Consider the following 17,537-nt stretch of genomic DNA (forward strand, 5'->3'; position numbering starts at 1 on the left):
CCCGAAGGACCGCTAGTCGGACCAGGCCAGGGTCGCGCCGACCTCGGCGGCCGCCTCGGCGGAGGTGCCGACCCCGGGCTCGACGGTCACGAAGATCCCGCCGTGCACGTCGCTGACGTAGGTGCCGGGCCCGGAGCCGTCCGGGCCGAGGTACTTCGGGCGGCTGGCGGCGGGTCGCCACACCAGGTGCAGCGACTCCGTGCCCCGGGTGCAGCCGAACTTCTCGTCGGCCGGCTCGTCGCAGGCCCAGCCGGGCACGGTGACGTCGAACGGAGCGCGGTCGCGGGCGGCCTCCATGAGCTCGGCCTGCTCGGTCGCCAGGCGGGCCAGCTCGTCCAGTCCGGATCCGCCCTCGCCGGTGCCGGTGGAGGAGCGGTCGGTCGGCTCCGCCGTACGGGGTCGGTCGGCGAAGCCGGGCCCGCCGTTCGTCGTACCGGAGGACCCGGCGAGCTGGCTGCCGGCGAACGCGACAGCGGCGACGCCGGCGCACGCCGCCAGCACGGTGACGGTGGCGCGGCGGCGTCGGATCCGGGTGCCGGTGCGGGTGGCGTCGACGACGAGCCGCTCGAGGTCGAGGCGCTCGTCGCGCAGGCGGTCGTGGAGGGCGGTGCCCAGGCGGTCGGGGTCGAGGTCGTTCACGGGTGGTTCCTCTCGGTGAGCTCGGCGGCGACCAGCGGCCGGAGCCGCTGCAGCGCGCGTCGCGAACGGGTGCGGACCACGGACTCGGTGAGGTCGAGGTCGCGCGCGGTGTCGGCGACCGAGCGGTCCTCCCAGTAGCGCAGCGCGACGATCGCCCGGTCGAGCGGGGGCAGCGTCGCGAGCGCGTCCAGGAGGTCCAGGCGGGTCGTCGGGTCGTCCGCGGGCACGGAGCTCTCGTGCCCGAGGTCGAGGTCGGCCGGCAGCTCGCTGCTGCGACGCAGCCGGCGGTGCGAGAGGAACGAGTTGAGCAGCGTCGTCCGGGCGTAGGCGAGCGGGCTGTCCGCCCGCGACACCCGGCGCCAGGACGCGAAGACCTTGGCGTACGTCGTCTGGGTCAGGTCCTCGGCCAGCTGGCGGTCGCCGGTGAGGAGCAGGGCGGCCCGGTGCAGCCGGGTGCCCGTCTCGCGCACGAACGTCGCGAACTCCTCGGCCTGCTCGTCCCTCGTCACACCTGATCAGACTCCTCGGGGGCCTCGTGACGTGACACGGTCGCGATGATCAGTCGAGGACGTGCCGCAGGTAGCGGCCGGGCGCGTCGAGGTAGGCCCTCCAGTGCTGGACCAGCGCGAGCTCGTCCCACGTCGTACGACGCAGGCCCCACTCGCCGACCTCCAGGATCGTGGCGCCCGGCATCGCGGCCAGCACGGGGGAGTGCGTGGCGCACAGCACCTGCCCACCGTCGGAGACCAGGTCGTGGAGGGCGGCGATCAGGCCGAGGGTGGACGAGAAGGACAGAGCGGCCTCGGGCTCGTCCAGGCAGTAGAAGCCAGGGGTGTCGAAGCGGGTGCGCAGCACCGCCAGGAACGACTCGCCGTGGCTCATCTCGTGGAAGCGGGGTTCGCGCAGCGTGCCCGGGTTCTCCTCCAGGTAGGTGTAGTAGCCGTGCATGGTCTCGGCGCGCAGAAAGAAGCCCCCACGACCGGACCCGAGCCCGCGCCGTACCTGGAGGGCGGCGCCGAGCGGCGACTCCGAGGGGCGCGTCGAGTGCCGAGCCCCGACCGACCCGCCCTCCGGCGACAGGCCGTAGGCCATCGCGACCGCCTCGACGATCGTCGACTTGCCCGAGCCGTTCTCGCCGACCAGGAACGTGACGCCCTTCGGCAGCTCGAGGCCCCGCCGCAGCAGCTGGGCCACCGCGGGGATCTCCGCCGGCCAGTCCTCCTGGTCGAGGCCGTGACCGGCGCGCGCGGAGACATGCACCACGGGCGGCTGGTCGAAGTCCACGTCCCGCACCGTAGTCGGCGCCACCCCCTAGATTGAGCGGCATGCCCAGCAAGCCGCCCGCGGTCGAGATCGAGGTCGACGACAAGGTGGTCCGGATCAGCAACCCCGACCGGGTCTACTTCCCGGAGTCGGGAGCCACCAAGCTCGACCTGGTCGACTACTACCTCGCGGTCGGCCCCGGCATCGTCAACGCGCTGTTCGAGCGGCCGTGCATGCTGCACCGCTTCCCGAAGGGCCTGGCCGGCGACAAGGTGCACCAGAAGCGTGTCCCCGCCGGCGCGCCCCCCTGGGTCGAGACCGTGCGGCTGCACTTCCCCCGCTGGAACCGCACCGCCGACGAGCTCTGCGTGACCGAGCTGGCCAGCGTGATCTGGGCGGTGCAGATGTCCACCGTCGAGTTCCACCCCTGGAACAGCCGCCGTCACGACACCGAGAAGCCCGACGAGTGGCGCATCGACCTCGACCCGGGCCCGCTGTGCGACTTCGCCACCGTCCGCCGGGTCGCCCACGTCGTGCACGAGGTGCTCGACGAGCTGGGTGCGGTCGGCTTCCCCAAGACCAGCGGCGGGTCCGGGCTGCACGTCTACGTCCGGGTCCCGCCCGCCCACGGCTTCTCCGACGTACGACGGGCCGCGCTGGCCTTCGCTCGCGAGGTCGAGCGCCGGGCCCCCGACGACGTGACGACCGCCTGGTGGCGCAAGGACCGCGATCCCCACCACCTCTTCGTCGACTACAACCAGAACGCCCGCGACCACACCATCGCCGCGGCCTACTCGGTCCGCGGGGTCTCCGACGGGCGCGTCTCGACCCCGATCCGCTGGGACGAGGTCGACGACGTCGATCCCCACGACGGCACGATCTTCACCGTGCCGGCCCGGTTCGCCGAGCTCGGCGACCTGCACGACGAGATCGACGCTCATCCGTTCGACCTCGCCCCGCTGCTGGAGTGGGCCGAGCGGGACGAGGCCGCGGGCCAGGAGACCCCCGACCCCCCGGAGGGGTGACGCCGTCTCACGCTGGTTGAGGTGCGAGCGAAGCGAGCCTCGAAACCTGGCGAGCCGACAACCAGCCTTGATCGAGACCGAAGGTCCGCAAGACGGGTTTCGAGGCTCGGCGCTGGGGCGCCTCGCACCTCAACCGGCGGGGACCAGCGGCGCGCTCTTTCTTGACTCGTTCCAGATAGCGCGGCATGCTGACTCCCATGACCGCACCGGACTTCGCGAGCCAGCTCCGCGCCGCCTCGCTCCGGGTGACCCGGCCACGGCTGGCCGTGCTGAGCGCCGTCCACGAGCACCCGCACCTCGACACCGACGCGGTGATCGGGCACGTGCGGACCGACCTCGGAGCCGTCTCCCACCAGGCCGTGTACGACGTGCTGCGTGCCCTCACCGACGCCGGGCTGGTGCGCCGCATCCAGCCCGCCGGTGCGACCGCGCGCTACGAGTCGCGGGTCGGCGACAACCACCACCACGTGGTCTGCCGCTCCTGCGGTGCGATCGCCGACGTCGACTGCGCCGTCGGCCACACCCCCTGTCTCACCGCCTCCGACGACCACGGCTTCGTGGTCGACGAGGCGGAGGTCGTGTACTGGGGCACCTGCCCCGAGTGCGCGGCCGCGCGTACCCCTCAGTGATGGCCCCCGTGGAAGGAAGCAGATGAGCGACAGCCAGACCCCCGAGAGCCCCCAGGGCGTGGACCGCAAGGCGGAGGGTGGTTGCCCGGTGATGCACGGTGGTGCGACCGAGCACGGCAGCGAGAGCGAGAACCCCGCGCTCGACTCCCCGACGCCGAAGACCGGCGGCCGGCCGCACACCAACAAGGACTGGTGGCCCAACAGCCTCGACCTGTCGGTGCTGCACGCCCACTCGTCGAAGGGCAACCCGCTCGGCCCGGACTTCGACTACGCGCAGGAGTTCGCCAAGCTCGACCTGGCCGAGCTGCGCCGCGACGTCGTCGAGGTCCTCAACACCTCCCAGGACTGGTGGCCCGCCGACTTCGGCCACTACGGCGGGCTGATGATCCGGCTCAGCTGGCACGCCGCCGGCACCTACCGCACGTACGACGGCCGCGGCGGTGCGGGCGACGGCTCCCAGCGGTTCGCGCCGCTCAACAGCTGGCCCGACAACGGCAACCTCGACAAGGCCCGCCGGCTGCTGTGGCCGGTCAAGCAGAAGCACGGCCAGAAGATCTCCTGGGCCGACCTGCTGGTCCTCGCCGGCAACGTCGCGCTCGAGGACATGGGCTTCACGACCTTCGGGTTCGGCTTCGGTCGCGAGGACGTCTGGGAGCCCGAGGAGATCTTCTGGGGTCCCGAGGACGCCTGGCTGGGCGACGAGCGCTACAGCGGCGAGCGCGAGCTCGGCGAGAACCTCGGCGCGGTCCAGATGGGCCTGATCTACGTCAACCCCGAGGGCCCCAACGGCAACCCGGACCCGCTGGCCTCGGCCCGCGACATCCGCGACACCTTCGGCCGGATGGCCATGAACGACGAGGAGACCGTCGCTCTCATCGCCGGTGGCCACACCTTCGGCAAGACCCACGGCGCGGGCGACGCCGACCTCGTCGGCCCCGAGCCGGAGGGTGCCCCGCTCGAGGAGCAGGGCCTCGGCTGGAAGAGCGCGTTCGGCACCGGCAAGGGCGCCGACGCGATCACCTCCGGCCTCGAGGTCACCTGGACCTCCACGCCGACGCGGTGGAGCAACGACTTCTTCAAGTTCCTCTTCGCGTACGACTGGGAGCTCACGAAGAGCCCGGCCGGCGCCTACCAGTGGGTCGCCAAGGACGCCGAGGACATCGTCCCCGGTCCGGCGGCCGATTCGCCGAAGCGCAAGCCGACCATGCTGACCAGCGACCTCGCCCTGCGCTTCGACCCGGCGTACGAGAAGATCTCGCGCCGCTTCCTCGAGAACCCCAACGAGTTCGCTCAGGCCTTCGCCAAGGCCTGGTACAAGCTGCTGCACCGCGACATGGGCCCGGTCGAGCGCTACCTCGGTCCCTGGGTCCCGGAGCCCCAGCTGTGGCAGGACCCGGTCCCGGCCCACGAGGGCGAGCTCGTCGGCGACGCCGACATCGCGACGCTGAAGGTCAAGGTCCTCGAGTCCGGCCTCTCGGTCTCCGAGCTCGTCTCGACGACCTGGGCCGCGGCCGCGAGCTTCCGCTCCACCGACAAGCGCGGCGGCATCAACGGCGCCCGCATCCGTCTGGAGCCGCAGCGCAGCTGGGCGGTCAACCAGCCCGAGCAGCTGGCGAGGGTCCTCGACAAGCTCGAGGCGGTCCGCAGCGAGTTCAACGCGGGTGGTGGCGCCCAGGTGTCGCTGGCCGACCTCATCGTCATCGCCGGCAACGCCGCGGTCGAGAAGGCCGCGAAGGACGCCGGCGTCGAGGTCACGGTGCCGTTCCACGCGGGTCGCACCGACGCGTCCGAGGAGCAGACCGACGTCGAGTCCTTCGCCCTGCTCGAGCCGCGCGCCGACGGGTTCCGGAACTACCTGCGGGCGGGCGAGAAGCTGCAGCCGGAGGAGCTGCTGGTCGAGCGCTCCTACATGCTCGACCTGACCGCGCCCGAGATGACGGTGCTCGTGGGCGGCCTGCGGGCCATCGGGACCAACGTCGACGGCGCCCAGCACGGCGTCCTGACCGACCGTCCCGGCCAGCTCACGACCGACTTCTTCACCAACCTGCTGACCCCGGGCCGCACCTGGAAGGCCTCCCAGACCGACGAGCACGTCTACGAGATCCGTGAGGGCGACTCCGTGCTCTGGACGGCCACCGCGGTCGACCTGATCTTCGGCTCCAACTCGCAGCTGCGGGCGTTCGCCGAGGTCTACGCCAGCGCCGACGCCCAGGAGAAGTTCGTCCACGACTTCGTGGCGGCCTGGACCAAGGTCACCGAGGCCGACCGGTTCGACCTCGACTGACCCGGACCTGATCCACCCGGCGACCCCGGTCCGTCCTCACAGGACGGGCCGGGGTCGTTCTCATCTGGCCCTTAGCAACGCCTCGTAGCGTCGTCGCATGTTGCTGCACGCGAGAGATGCCCGTGAGGTCGCCGTCGTGGTCAACGCCGGCTCGCGCCGCGGCGCGGCCGCCGTCGACCGGGTCGCCGAGCTCCTGTCCCAGGCCGGGTACGACGCCGTCCGCACCTACCCGGTGATGCGCGGGGCCGACCTGCCGCGCCGGATCGAGGAGGCGCTGGCCACCGGTCCGGACCTGTTGGTCGCGGGCGGGGGCGACGGCACGGTCAGCTGCGCCGCCGGCCGGGTCGCCGGCACCGGGGTGACGCTGGGCGTGCTGCCGCTGGGGACGGCGAACGACTTCGCGCGGACCCTCGGCGTACCGGCGGGCCTCGACGAGGCGGTCGCGGCCCTGGTCGGCGGCCGGGTGGTCGACGTGGACCTCGGACGGGTCGACGGCCGGGCCTACCTCAACGTGGCCTCGATCGGGCTGTCGGTGGGCGTCACCGAGCGCCTGACACCGCGCCTCAAGCGCCGCCTCGGGCGGTTGGCCTACCCGCTGGCCACGCTCCTGGCCTACCGCCACCACCGCCCCTTCCGCGCCCGGCTGGAGTTCCCCGACGGCGACCGCGACCCGCTGGAGCTCGATGATCTGCTGCAGGTGGCGGTCGGCAACGGTCGGCACTACGGCGGTGGCAACGCGGTCTCGCCGACGGCCTCGATCGATGACCACCTGCTCGACGTCTACGCCATCGTCCGGGGCCGGTTCACCGACCACGTGTCGATCGCCCGGATCCTCAAGGACGGCTCCTTCATCGAGCACGAGCGGGTCCACCACCTGACCACCCGTGCGGTCCGGGTGGTCACCGACCCGCCGCTCCCGGTCAACCTGGACGGCGAGATCGCCGCCACCACGCCCGCGACCTTCACCGTCGAGCGCAACGCGGTCCACGTCGTCGTGCCGCTCGGCTCCGAGGCCGCCCGACTCGACGGTCCGCGGGCCCACGAGCCAACTGAGCGGTACGGCGCTTGACGCGACCCGGGGCCGCTGCGACCTTGCGGGGATGCCCGACGTGGTCGCCCTGGCCCGGCTCGGCGGCCGGGTGGTCCGCGAGGCCTCCCGCGCGGCGCTGGCCCCGACGAGCGGCCTGCCCCGCCGCGTCCAGGAGTACGACGCCGCCGCGCGGACGCGGCTGCTCGGCCGCCGTGTGGACGCGGTGACCGTGCTCGCGGGGACCTCCGGCACGACCGACCGGGCCCGCCTGGGATTGCGCGGGCGCGCCGTACCGCCCTCGGTGTTCGTCAAGGCCACCGCGGGGGAGGCCGGCACCCGGGTCTTCGGCGGGCTGTCCCGGCTGGGCGCGGTCGAGGTCGGCTTCTACCGCGACCTGCGCCCGGGCCTCCCCGTCGAGGCGCCCGCCCTGGTCGCGGCTCGCCACGAGGGCCGGACCGGTCGGTTCGCGGTCGTCCTGGAGGACCTCGCCGCCCGGGGCGCCCGGTTCGTCGACACCCGCACCCCGCTGACGCCCGACCGGGTGGCGGCGGTGCTGCGCGAGCTCGCGCTGCTCCACGGCCGCACGCATGCCGGGCGCACGCCGCGCTGGCTCGGCACCAACGCGGGCGACGCCTTCCTCCCGCTGGTCGACGCCACCCTCGGGCGCCTTCAGCAGCGGGTGCTGCGCCACGACCCGACCCTCACCTCGGCGGCCGCCGAGCCGCTGCTGCGCGGCTACGGTCACTGGGCCCGGCTCCTCGACGACGGACCGCTCAGCGTCCTGCACGGGGACCCGCACCCGGGCAACGTCTACCTCCTCGACGGGGCTGCCGGCGGCGAGCGGGCCGGGCTGCTCGACTGGCAGGCCGTGCGGCGGGGCGTGGGTCTGCGTGACGCGTCCTACCACCTGGTGCTCGCGCTGGAGCCCGACGTACGACGGGTCGTCGAGCGTGACCTGCTCGACGACTACCGCACGGCGCTGCGCAGCGCCGGCGGTCCGGACCTGTCCGCGGCGCAGGCCTGGGCCGGCTACCGCCGCCAGGTCGCCTACGCCTACGTCTCGACGGTCTTCACCGTCGGGCTCGGCGGGCTCCAGGGCGCCGACGTGGCGACCGTCGGCCTGCGTCGGGCGCTCGCCGCCGTCGAGGACCTGGACACCGCCGAGGCCCTGCGGCACCCCTAGGATCGCCCGCGTGGGTATCCAGATCACGCCGAGCATCCTGAACGCCGACTTCGCCGCCCTGGGCGCGGAGGTCGCGCGGATCCCCAGTGCCGACTGGGTGCACGTCGACGTGATGGACAACCACTTCGTGCCCAACCTGACCTTCGGGCCGACGATGGTCGAGGCGCTCGCCCGCAGCACCGACCTGCCCCTCGACGCCCACCTGATGATCGCCGACCCCGACCGGCACGCCCCCACGTACGCCGAGGCGGGCTGCGGGTCCGTGACCTTCCACGTCGAGGCGGCGGCCGCCCCGGTGCGGCTGGCCCGCGAGATCCGCGCGGCCGGGGCCCGGGCGAGCATGGCGCTGCGTCCGGCCACGCCGGTCGAGCCCTACGAGGACCTGCTCGCCGAGCTCGACATGCTGCTGCTGATGACGGTCGAGCCGGGCTTCGGCGGCCAGAAGTTCCTCGACCTGGTGCTGCCCAAGATCCGTCGTGCGCGGGCGCTGATGGAGAAGCACGGCGTCGAGACCTGGCTGCAGGTCGACGGCGGCGTCTCCCTGGAGACCATCGAGCGCTGCGCCGAGGCCGGCGCCGACGTGTTCGTGGCCGGCTCGGCCGTCTACTCCGCCGACGACCCGGACGCGATGGTCGAGGCGCTGCGCGCCGCGGCCGAGGCAGCCCGGTGACGCTCCCGTGCTGCTGACCGTCTCGACCACCCACCAGCCCGCGCGCGACCTCGGCTACCTGCTGCACAAGCACCCCGACCGGGTCCAGGAGTTCCGGCAGTCCTTCGGGACCGCCACCGTGCTGTTCCCCGAGGCGACCGACGAGCGGACCACGGTCGCGCTGATGCTCGACGTCGACCCGGTGCGGCTGGCCCGGTCGCGGCCGCGCAACGCGCCCGACTTCAGCCTGGCCCAGTACGTCAACGACCGGCCGTACGCCGCGTCCTCGCTGCTCGCGGTCGCGCTCGGCGACGTGTTCAGCACCGCACGGGCCGGCCGCGGCGGGTCCCGCCAGGACCTCGCCGAGACCGCGCTCCCGCTGGAGATCGAGGTGCCGGTGCTGCCGTGCCGCGGCGGCAGCGAGGTCGCGCACCGCCTGTTCGCCCCGCTCGGCTGGAGTGTCGAGGCCGACCCGTTGCCGCTCGACGAGCGGTTCCCGGCCTGGGGCGACTCTCGCTACGTGCGGCTCCGGCTGACCGGCACGGTGCGGCTCGCCGACGCGCTCAACCAGCTCTACGTCCTGCTGCCGGTGCTCGACGAGTCGAAGCACTACTGGCAGGCCGCCGACGAGGTCGACAAGCTGCTCCGCTCCGGCGGCGACTGGCTGGCGACCCACCCCGAGCGCGAACTGGTGACCCGGCGCTACCTGGCCCGCACCGGCCTCGCACGCGCCGCCCTGGTCCGGCTGGCCGAGGTCGGGGGTGACGTCGCGGACGAGACCGACGAGCGGCCGGTGCCGCTCAACGCGCGACGCCGGGACACCGTGCTGCAGGTGCTCTCCGAGCTCGGGGCCACCTCGGTGATCGACCTCGGCTGCGGCCAGGGCCAGCTGGTCGAGGCACTGTTGGGCGACCCGTCGTACACCCGGGTCGCCGGGATGGAGGTCTCCAGCGGTGCCCTACGCCAGGCCGCGCGTCGGCTGCGGACCGACGAGATGGGGGAGCGGCAGGCCGAGCGGCTGACGCTCTTCCAGGGCGCGCTGACCTACGAGGACCCGCGCCTCGCCGGGTACGACGCCGCGGTGCTGATGGAGGTCGTCGAGCACGTCGACCCGCCCCGGCTGGCCGCGCTCGAGCACGTTGTCTTCGCGACGGCGCGGCCGGGGGCGGTCGTCCTGACCACGCCGAACGCCGACTACAACCCGCGCTACGAGCACCTGGTCGGGATGCGGCACCCCGACCACCGCTTCGAGTGGACCCGGGCCGAGCTGGCGGACTGGGCGGGCGGCGTCGCCGAGCGGAACGGATACGACGTCGAGCTCCGCGGCATCGGCGAGCCCGACCCCGAGCTCGGCGCCCCGACCCAGCTGGCGGTGTTCCGACGTGCCTGAGCTGAGGATCCCCGAGCGCGGGCTGGTCATCCTGGTCGGCGTGTCCGGCAGCGGGAAGTCCACCTTCGCGGCCCGCCACTTCGCGCCCACCCAGGTGATCTCCAGCGACTTCTGCCGGGGGCTGGTCGCCGACGACGAGAACGACCAGGACGCCACCCGAGACGCCTTCGACGTCCTGCACTACATCGTCGGCACCCGGCTGCGCCGCGGCCTGCTGACCGTCGTGGACGCGACCAACGTCCAGGACCGCGCCCGGGCGAGCCTGATCGAGGTGGCCCGCGAGCACGACGTCCTGGTCGACGCGATCGTCCTGGACGTCCCCGAGGCCGTCGCCCAGGAGCGCAACCGGCTGCGTCCCGACCGCGACTTCGGCCGGCAGGTGGTGGCGCGCCAGCACCGCGACCTGCGCAAGGGCCTCTCCCGGATGGGGAAGCGGATGCGGCGCGTCCACGTGCTGCAGGGCACCGACGAGATCGACGCCGCGACGGTGGTCACCGAGCGTCCCTGGAACGACCGTCGCGACCTCACCGGCCCCTTCGACCTGGTCGGCGACGTGCACGGCTGCGCCTCCGAGCTGCGCACCCTGCTCGGCGAGCTCGGCTGGGACCTCGAGTACGACCACCGCGGGCGGGCCGTCGGCGCCGCGCACCCGGAGGGCCGGACGGCCGTCTTCGTCGGCGACCTGGTCGACCGCGGCCCGGACACGCCGGGCGTGCTGCGCCTCGTGATGGGCATGGTCGCGGCCGGCACCGCGCTCTGCGTCAGCGGCAACCACGAAGCCAAGCTGGTCCGGGCGCTGAAGGGCTCCGACGTCCGCCGCACACACGGGCTGGCGGAGTCGCTCGACCAGCTCGCGGGGGAGAGTGCGGAGTTCCGCGCCGCCGCGCTGACCTTCATGGACGGCCTGATCAGCCACTACGTCCTCGACGAGGGCCGGTTGGTGGTGGCCCACGCGGGGCTGAAGGAGTCCTACCACGGCCGGACCTCGGGCCGGGTCCGCTCGTTCGCCCTGTACGGCGACACCACCGGCGAGACCGACGAGTTCGGGCTGCCGGTGCGCTACCCGTGGGCCCAGGAGTACCGGGGCCGCGCGATGGTGGTCTACGGCCACACGCCGGTCCCGGAGACCGAGTGGGTCAACCACACCATCTGTCTCGACACCGGCGTCGTCTTCGGTGGCGCGCTGACCGCCCTGCGCTACCCGAGCAGGGAGATCGTCTCCGTCCCGGCCGAGCAGCAGTGGTTCGAGCCGGTCCGTCCGCTCGCCCCGCCGGTTCCCGAGCGCGCTCCGGGCACCCTCCGCCTGGAGGACGTGCTCACGCCGGGCGCTCCGACCTGGTTGAGCACGCGTACCGGGAAGGTCAAGGTCCCGGAGGAGAACGCCGCCGCCGCGCTGGAGGTGATGAGCCGGTTCGCGGTCGATCCGCGCTGGCTGGTGCACCTGCCGGCGACGATGGCCCCCGCGCCGGCGTCCCGCGAGGACGGCTACCTCGAGCACCCCGAGCAGGCCTTCGACGCCTATGCCCGGGCGGGGGTGAAGTCGGTCGTGTGCGAGGAGAAGCACATGGGCTCGCGGGCGATCGTCGTGCTGGCCCGCGACGAGGCCGCCGCCGAGCGACGCTTCGGGGTCGCCGACGGCTCCACCGGGACGGTGCACACGCGCACCGGCCGGGCGTTCTTCGATCCGACCCTCACCGGTCGGCTGGTCGACGGGCTGCGCGCGTCCTGCGCGCCGCTGTTCGAACAGCTGGCGACCGACTGGCTGGTCCTGGACGCCGAGCTGCTGCCGTGGTCGGCCAAGGCCGAGGGCCTGATCCGGGAGCAGTACGCCGCGGTCGGCACCGCAGCCCACCACGCACTCCCGGCCGTGCAGCGGGTGCTGGACGCGGCCGCCGGCCGCGGGCTCGAGGTCGCCGGACTGGCCGACCGCGCGGCCCGTCGTACCGCGGGAGCGGACGCGTTCCGGGACGCCTACGCGGCCTACGTGCGACCCACCGACGGCCTCGACGGCGTCACCCTGGCCCCGTTCCAGGTGCTTGCGGCCGAAGGCCGCAACCTGGCCGCCAGCGAGCCGCACCCCTGGCACCTGGCGCAGCTCGGCGCCCTCACCGGCCCGCTGCTCACCCCGACCCGGCACCTCACCGTGGACCTGGCCTCACCGGATTCACGCGCGGCCGCGACCCGGTGGTGGCTCGACCTGACCGCGGCCGGGGGCGAGGGGATGGTCGTCAAGCCCGCCCACCTCGTCGACCGCGCCGGGAAGGTGCAGCCGGGCCTGAAGGTGCGCGGCCGCGACTACCTGCGCCTGGTCTACGGGCCCGACTACCTCGACTCGCTCGACCTGCTGCGCGGCCGGGACACCGGCCGCAAGGGTGGCCTGGCGATCCGCGAGCACCGTCTGGGCCTGGAGTCGCTCGACCTGCTGGTCGAGGACGAGCCGCTGTGGCGGGTGCACCAGTCGGTGTTCGCGGTCCTCGCGCTCGAGTCGGAGCCCGTCGACCCGCGGCTGTGACGGATGCTCGACGTCGGCTCAGACGGCGTCGTCGAGGATCCGCCGGGCCACCGGGACGTCGAGCGGGTCGCAGAAGCGCGTGGTGGCGGCTCGCAGCCCGTGCAGCAGCGCCTGCACCTGCTCGACCTGCTCGGGGTCCCGGCAGCGGTCACCGGCCGCGGCGTACCACCCCCCGATGCTGACCGATTCGCCCACTGGTGGCGACCGGGCCTCCACAGCCTCGGCAATCCGTTGATCGACCGTTCGATCACGAATGTCCGCGCCGTGGGTGAGCGAACGATCGATCAACCCCCGGAGGACCTACCGGGCAGGCACCGGGCGGGACGAGCGCCCGTCGTCGAGCGAGGCGTGGACCAGGCGGTCCCGATCGGTTGCCGCATGTCGGAACTCACATCCGGGCCTCGGACACCCTGTGGCAGACTCGGGCCCGACGAGTTGTGTACAGCTCGCGTGCTCTGGGGTCGGTGTAATTCCGAGCCGGCGGTGACTGATCGACGATCAGGAGTCCGCGACCCGGTCGCAGCCAGCGGCCGGTTGACCAGGTGAGAATCCTGGACCGACGGTGAAAGTCCGGATGGGAAGCGCACGCAGGTGACACACCGACGCCCCGTCCCCGAGACGAGCGCGTGGGTGACGTCCCGTCCGCCCCGGAGTCCGTGAGCATCCCGGACGGAGGGCGAGATGACGTTCAGCACCGCCGAGCGCGACGCGATGGCGCGCGCCCTGGTGCTCGCGGCCACGCCCGGCGTCCCGCTCGGTCCCAACCCGCGGGTCGGCTGCGTCCTCCTGGCCGACGACGGCCGAACGGTCGCCGAGGGCCACCACCGTGGCGCCGGGACCGCGCACGCCGAGGCCGACGCGCTCGCCCGGGCGGGGGAGTCGGCGCGGGGGACGACCGCGGTCGTGACCCTCGAGCCGTGCAACCACACCGGGCGTACCGGTCCCTGCGCGCAGGCGCTGGTCGAGGCCGGCGTACGACGGGTCGTGTACGCGCAGGCGGACCCGAACCCGGTGGCCACCGGCGGCGCGGCGACCCTGGCCGCCGCCGGGATCGAGGTCGCGCAGGGTCTGTTGGAGGACGAGTCGCGGGCCCTGAACCGGGTCTGGTCGTTCGCCGTCGAGCGGGGCCGCCCGTTCGTGACCTGGAAGCTCGCCACCACCCTCGACGGACGCAGCGCCGCGGCCGACGGCACCAGTCGCTGGGTCAGCTCGCGCGCCTCCCGCCTCGACACCCACCGGCTCCGGGCCCGCTGCGACACCATGCTGGTGGGGACGAGCACGGTCGAGGTCGACGACCCGCTGCTCACCGTCCGCGACGAGCACGACCGGCCGCTCCCACACCAGCCGCTCCGCGCGGTCATGGGCCTGCGTGACCTGGACCCCGCGAGCCGGGTCTTCAACGGTGACGCCGCGTCGGTGCACCTCCGCACTCGCGACCCCGAGCAGGCGCTGGCCGAGCTGTTCGCCCGCGACCGTCAGCACGTCTTCCTGGAGGGCGGCCCGACGCTGGCCGCGGCCTTCCTCCGCGCGGGCCTGGTCGACGAGATCGTCGTCTACGTGGCCCCGATGTTCCTGGGCGCCGGGCGCAGCGCCGTCGCCGACCTCGGAATCTCCACGATCTCCGCGGCGTTCCGTCCCCGCGTCACCGACATCGCCGTGCTGGACCCGATCGAGGACGACGAGCCCAACGTGCGCCTGACCCTGGCGCCCACCTTGCCGGTGGTCGAGGAGGTCGCGCAGCGACCGTCTCCACACCCCGTGACCCGAGAGGACACCTGAATGTTCACCGGAATCGTCGAGGAGCTCGGCACCGTCGAGGCGGTCGAGGACCAGGGCGACGCGATCCGCCTCACCATCCGCGCCGCGACCGTCCTGGAGGACGCCGGCCTGGGCGACTCGATCTCGGTCAACGGCTGCTGCCTCACCGTCGCCGAGCGCACCGGGGAGACCTGGACCGCCGACGTGATGCAGGAGACCCTCGACAAGACCAGCCTCCTCGGCGTCCGGCCGGGCGACCGGGTCAACCTGGAGCGCGCGGTGACCGCCGACAAGCGACTGGGTGGCCACATCGTCCAGGGCCACGTCGACGGCGTCGGCCACGTCGTACGACGCACCGCCAGCGAGCACTGGGAGGTCGTCGAGATCTCCCTTCCGGCCGACCAGCACGGCGGCCTGGGCCGATACCTGGTCGACAAGGGCTCGATCACCGTGGACGGGGTCAGCCTGACCGTCGTCGAGGCCGGCCGCGAGTCGTTCACGGTCAGCCTGATCCCCGAGACGCTCGCGCGCACCACGCTCGGCACCCGCGCGCCGGGCGACCGGGTCAACCTGGAGGCCGACATCCTGGCCAAGCACGTCGAGAAGCTGCTCGCCCACCGGAGCGAGGTGCGGGACTGATGCTGCACTGGCTGCTCGACGGCACGATCCCGGTGGGGGACGGCTACCTCTCGGTCCGCGAGGTCGTCGGCAACGGCTTCGGCCTGGCCAGCGCGCTGCTGGGCATGCGCCGCCTGGTCTGGGCCTGGCCCGTCGGCCTGGTCGGCAACGTCCTGCTGTTCACCGTGTTCGTCAGCGGCGAGCTGAGTGGGGCCGTCGCGGAGCCGCTGTGGGGCCAGGCCGGCCGGCAGGTGCTCTTCGCGGTCGCCAGCGCCTACGGCTGGTGGCGTTGGCAGCACACCCGCGGTGCCACCGACGGCGGGGCGGTCGCCCCTCGGTGGGCCACGGCGACCGAGCGGCTGGCCCTGCTGGGCGTCGCGGCCGTCGGCTACGTCGTGGCCTACGAGACCCTCCAGCACATCGGCTCCTACAGCCCGCCGACCGAGGCCTGGATCCTCACCGACTCGGTGCTCGCCACCTACGGGATGGCCCGTGGCTACGTGGAGTTCTGGCTGGTCTGGGTGGCCGTCGACGTCGTCGGTGTGACCACGCTCGTCGACGCCGGCTACTACCCGACGGCCGGCATGTACCTCTTCTACGGCGGCTTCTGCGTCCTGGGCTTCTTCGCCTGGTGGCGCGCGGAGCGTCGTACCGAACCGGAGGCCGACCTGGCCGCCGGCCAGCACTCCGAAGGAGCCCTGGCATGAGCCAGCACGAGAAGGTCCGCCTCGACAGCGTGGAGCGGGCGATCGCCGACGTCGCCGACGGCAAGGCCGTCGTCGTCGTCGACGACGAGGACCGCGAGAACGAGGGCGACATCATCTTCGCCGCGAGCCGGGCGACCCCGGAGCTGATGGCCTTCACGATCCGGCACTCCAGCGGGGTGATCTGCGTGCCGATGCCGGGCGACATGCTCGACCGGCTGGAGATCCCGCTGATGACGCCGCACAACAAGGACAAGCTGCGCACGGCGTACACGATCTCGGTGGACGCCCGCGACGGCGTCAGCACCGGCATCTCGGCCGCTGACCGGGCGCACACCGCCCGGGTGCTGGCCGACTCGGCGACCGAGCCGTGGGAGATCACCCGGCCCGGCCACGTCTTCCCGCTGCGCTACCGCGAGGGCGGCGTGCTGGCCCGCCGCGGCCACACCGAGGCGGCCGTCGACCTGGCGAAGCTGGCCGGGCTGACGCCGGCCGGGGTGCTGGTCGAGGTGGTCAACGACGACGGCACCATGAAGCGGGCCGCCGAGCTGCGCGAGTTCGCCGACGAGCACGGCCTGGCGATGATCTCGATCGAGGACCTGGTCAAGTACCGCCGCCGCCACGAGGTGCTCGTCGAGCGCGAGGCCGAGACCCGGCTCCCGACCAGGCACGGCGACTTCACCGCCTTCGGCTACCGGATCACCACCGACGACTCCGAGCACATCGCTCTGGTGTACGGCGACGTCAGCGGCCCCGACCCGGTGCTGACCCGGGTGCACTCGGAGTGCCTGACCGGCGACGTGTTCGGCAGCAGCCGCTGCGACTGCGGTCCCCAGCTCGACGAGGCGCTCGAACGGATCGTCGCCGAGGGCCGGGGCGTCGTCGTCTACCTGCGCGGTCACGAGGGCCGGGGGATCGGCCTGGTCGCCAAGCTGCAGGCCTACCAGCTCCAGGACGGCGGGCGCGACACCGTGGACGCCAACCTCGACCTGGGCCTGCCCGCCGACGCCCGTCACTACGGTGCGGCCACCCAGGTGCTGAAGGACCTGAAGATCGACACCGTGCGGCTGATGACCAACAACCCCGACAAGGTCACCAACCTCGAGGACTACGGCATCTCGGTCGTCGAGCGGGTCCCGCTGACGCCGCACCCCAACGACCACAACATCGCCTACCTGCTGACCAAGCGCGACCGGATGGGCCACGTGCTGCCCGACCTCGACCTGACGCAGGACCCGACCCAGAACGGAGAACTCCGATGAGCGGAGCCGGATCGCCCACCCCCCAGCCGATCGACTGTCACGACCTGCGCGTGGCGGTGGTGGCCGCCAGTTGGCACGACCAGGTGATGGACGGCCTGCTGGCCGGCGCCGCCCGGGCCTTCGCCGACTTCCAGGTCGAGGCCCCGGTCGTCGTCCGGGTGCCGGGCACCTTCGAGCTGCCGGTGGTGGCGTCCGCGCTGGCCGCCCAGGGGTACGACGCTGTCGTGGCGCTGGGCGTGGTCATCCGCGGCGGCACGCCGCACTTCGACTACGTCTGCAACGCCGCCACCGACGGCCTGACCCGGGTCGCCCTCGACCACACCGTGGCCGTCGGCTTCGGCGTCCTCACCTGCGACGACGACCAGCAGGCGCTCGACCGCGCCGGCCTGGAGGGCTCGAAGGAGGACAAGGGCTACGAGGCCACCTCCGCCGCCCTGGTCACCGCCCAGACCCTGAAGCGGGTCAAGCGCGGCTACGAGGCCTGAGCACCCGACCCCGGTGGTTGAGGAGGGACGAAGTCCCGTCTCGAAACCTCCGCACCCGGTACCCCCGGTGGTTGAGCAGGTTGCGCTAGCAACCGTGTCGAGACCC

At 73.2% G+C, this 17,537-nt stretch carries 17 protein-coding genes and 1 riboswitch; of the genes, 13 read left to right on the top strand and 4 right to left on the bottom strand.

Annotated elements, in window-relative coordinates:
- Nucleotides 1-12: 12 nt before the first annotated feature.
- The 3 genes from V7S47_RS12405 to V7S47_RS12415 are packed head-to-tail and all read right to left on the bottom strand — an operon-like array spanning nt 13 to nt 1,923.
- A complete protein-coding gene (locus tag V7S47_RS12405; protein WP_336561834.1) occupies nt 13-639 on the bottom strand; it encodes a hypothetical protein in 627 nt (208 codons plus the stop codon).
- Nucleotides 636-1,148 carry a sigma-70 family RNA polymerase sigma factor gene (locus V7S47_RS12410; RefSeq protein ID WP_336561835.1) on the bottom strand — a complete coding sequence of 171 codons (513 nt, stop codon included), beginning with the start codon at nt 1,146-1,148 and terminating at the stop codon, nt 636-638. The genes V7S47_RS12405 and V7S47_RS12410 overlap by 4 nt, the downstream gene beginning before the upstream one ends.
- Before the next feature lie 49 nt (nt 1,149-1,197).
- Nucleotides 1,198-1,923: an AAA family ATPase gene (locus V7S47_RS12415; RefSeq protein ID WP_336561836.1), complete on the bottom strand. Its 726-nt coding sequence runs from the start codon at nt 1,921-1,923 to the stop codon at nt 1,198-1,200.
- 41 nt (nt 1,924-1,964) lie between these two features.
- Between V7S47_RS12415 and ligD the strand changes: the two genes are divergently transcribed.
- The 8 genes from ligD to V7S47_RS12455 all read left to right on the top strand — a co-directional run bounded on the left by ligD (nt 1,965) and on the right by V7S47_RS12455 (nt 12,604).
- Nucleotides 1,965-2,927 carry a non-homologous end-joining DNA ligase gene (ligD, locus tag V7S47_RS12420; protein WP_336561837.1) on the top strand — a complete coding sequence of 321 codons (963 nt, stop codon included), beginning with the start codon at nt 1,965-1,967 and terminating at the stop codon, nt 2,925-2,927.
- Between the two features lie 197 nt (nt 2,928-3,124).
- Nucleotides 3,125-3,556 carry a Fur family transcriptional regulator gene (locus V7S47_RS12425; protein WP_090855448.1) on the top strand — a complete coding sequence of 144 codons (432 nt, stop codon included), beginning with the start codon at nt 3,125-3,127 and terminating at the stop codon, nt 3,554-3,556.
- 22 nt (nt 3,557-3,578) lie between these two features.
- Entirely contained in the window at nt 3,579-5,840 is a 2,262-nt protein-coding gene (katG, locus tag V7S47_RS12430; protein WP_336561838.1) for a catalase/peroxidase HPI, read from the top strand.
- Nucleotides 5,841-5,937: 97 nt separating this feature from the next.
- A complete protein-coding gene (locus V7S47_RS12435) occupies nt 5,938-6,909 on the top strand; it encodes a lipid kinase (protein ID WP_336561839.1) in 972 nt (323 codons plus the stop codon).
- A 31-nt stretch (nt 6,910-6,940) separates the two neighbouring features.
- Nucleotides 6,941-8,053, top strand: coding sequence for a phosphotransferase (locus tag V7S47_RS12440; protein WP_336561840.1), 1,113 nt, complete (start codon nt 6,941-6,943; stop codon nt 8,051-8,053).
- Nucleotides 8,054-8,063: 10 nt separating this feature from the next.
- On the top strand, nt 8,064-8,723 hold the full coding sequence (gene rpe, locus V7S47_RS12445) for a ribulose-phosphate 3-epimerase (RefSeq protein WP_336561841.1): 660 nt from the start codon (nt 8,064-8,066) through the stop codon (nt 8,721-8,723).
- Between the two features lie 7 nt (nt 8,724-8,730).
- A complete protein-coding gene (locus V7S47_RS12450; RefSeq protein ID WP_336561842.1) occupies nt 8,731-10,092 on the top strand; it encodes a 3' terminal RNA ribose 2'-O-methyltransferase Hen1 in 1,362 nt (453 codons plus the stop codon).
- Nucleotides 10,085-12,604 (top strand): polynucleotide kinase-phosphatase, encoded by a 2,520-nt coding sequence (locus V7S47_RS12455; protein ID WP_336561843.1) that lies wholly within the window; start codon nt 10,085-10,087, stop codon nt 12,602-12,604. Before V7S47_RS12450 ends, V7S47_RS12455 begins: the two co-directional genes overlap by 8 nt.
- Nucleotides 12,605-12,622: 18 nt before the next feature.
- Here the strand turns inward: V7S47_RS12455 and V7S47_RS12460 are convergent, their stop codons facing one another.
- Entirely contained in the window at nt 12,623-12,799 is a 177-nt protein-coding gene (locus tag V7S47_RS12460; protein WP_336561844.1) for a hypothetical protein, read from the bottom strand.
- Nucleotides 12,800-13,050: 251 nt separating this feature from the next.
- A riboswitch (FMN riboswitch) is annotated at nt 13,051-13,195 on the top strand.
- 90 nt (nt 13,196-13,285) lie between these two features.
- Between V7S47_RS12460 and ribD the strand changes: the two genes are divergently transcribed.
- From ribD to ribH, 5 genes are read left to right on the top strand one after another with little or no spacing between them, the layout of a single operon-like run.
- Nucleotides 13,286-14,383 (top strand): bifunctional diaminohydroxyphosphoribosylaminopyrimidine deaminase/5-amino-6-(5-phosphoribosylamino)uracil reductase RibD, encoded by a 1,098-nt coding sequence (gene ribD / locus V7S47_RS12465; RefSeq protein ID WP_336561845.1) that lies wholly within the window; start codon nt 13,286-13,288, stop codon nt 14,381-14,383.
- On the top strand, nt 14,384-15,001 hold the full coding sequence (locus tag V7S47_RS12470; RefSeq protein ID WP_336561847.1) for a riboflavin synthase: 618 nt from the start codon (nt 14,384-14,386) through the stop codon (nt 14,999-15,001).
- Nucleotides 15,001-15,687, top strand: coding sequence for a nicotinamide riboside transporter PnuC (gene pnuC / locus V7S47_RS12475; protein ID WP_336561848.1), 687 nt, complete (start codon nt 15,001-15,003; stop codon nt 15,685-15,687). Before V7S47_RS12470 ends, pnuC begins: the two co-directional genes overlap by 1 nt.
- Complete coding sequence (locus V7S47_RS12480; protein WP_336561849.1) at nt 15,684-16,946, top strand: bifunctional 3,4-dihydroxy-2-butanone-4-phosphate synthase/GTP cyclohydrolase II; 1,263 nt, start codon at nt 15,684-15,686, stop codon at nt 16,944-16,946. Before pnuC ends, V7S47_RS12480 begins: the two co-directional genes overlap by 4 nt.
- On the top strand, nt 16,943-17,431 hold the full coding sequence (gene ribH, locus V7S47_RS12485) for a 6,7-dimethyl-8-ribityllumazine synthase (protein WP_090855482.1): 489 nt from the start codon (nt 16,943-16,945) through the stop codon (nt 17,429-17,431). The genes V7S47_RS12480 and ribH overlap by 4 nt, the downstream gene beginning before the upstream one ends.
- Nucleotides 17,432-17,537: the final 106 nt, after the last annotated feature.

This window comes from Nocardioides sp. CCNWLW216 (assembly GCF_037120545.1).
Classification (GTDB): domain Bacteria; phylum Actinomycetota; class Actinomycetes; order Propionibacteriales; family Nocardioidaceae; genus Nocardioides; species Nocardioides lianchengensis.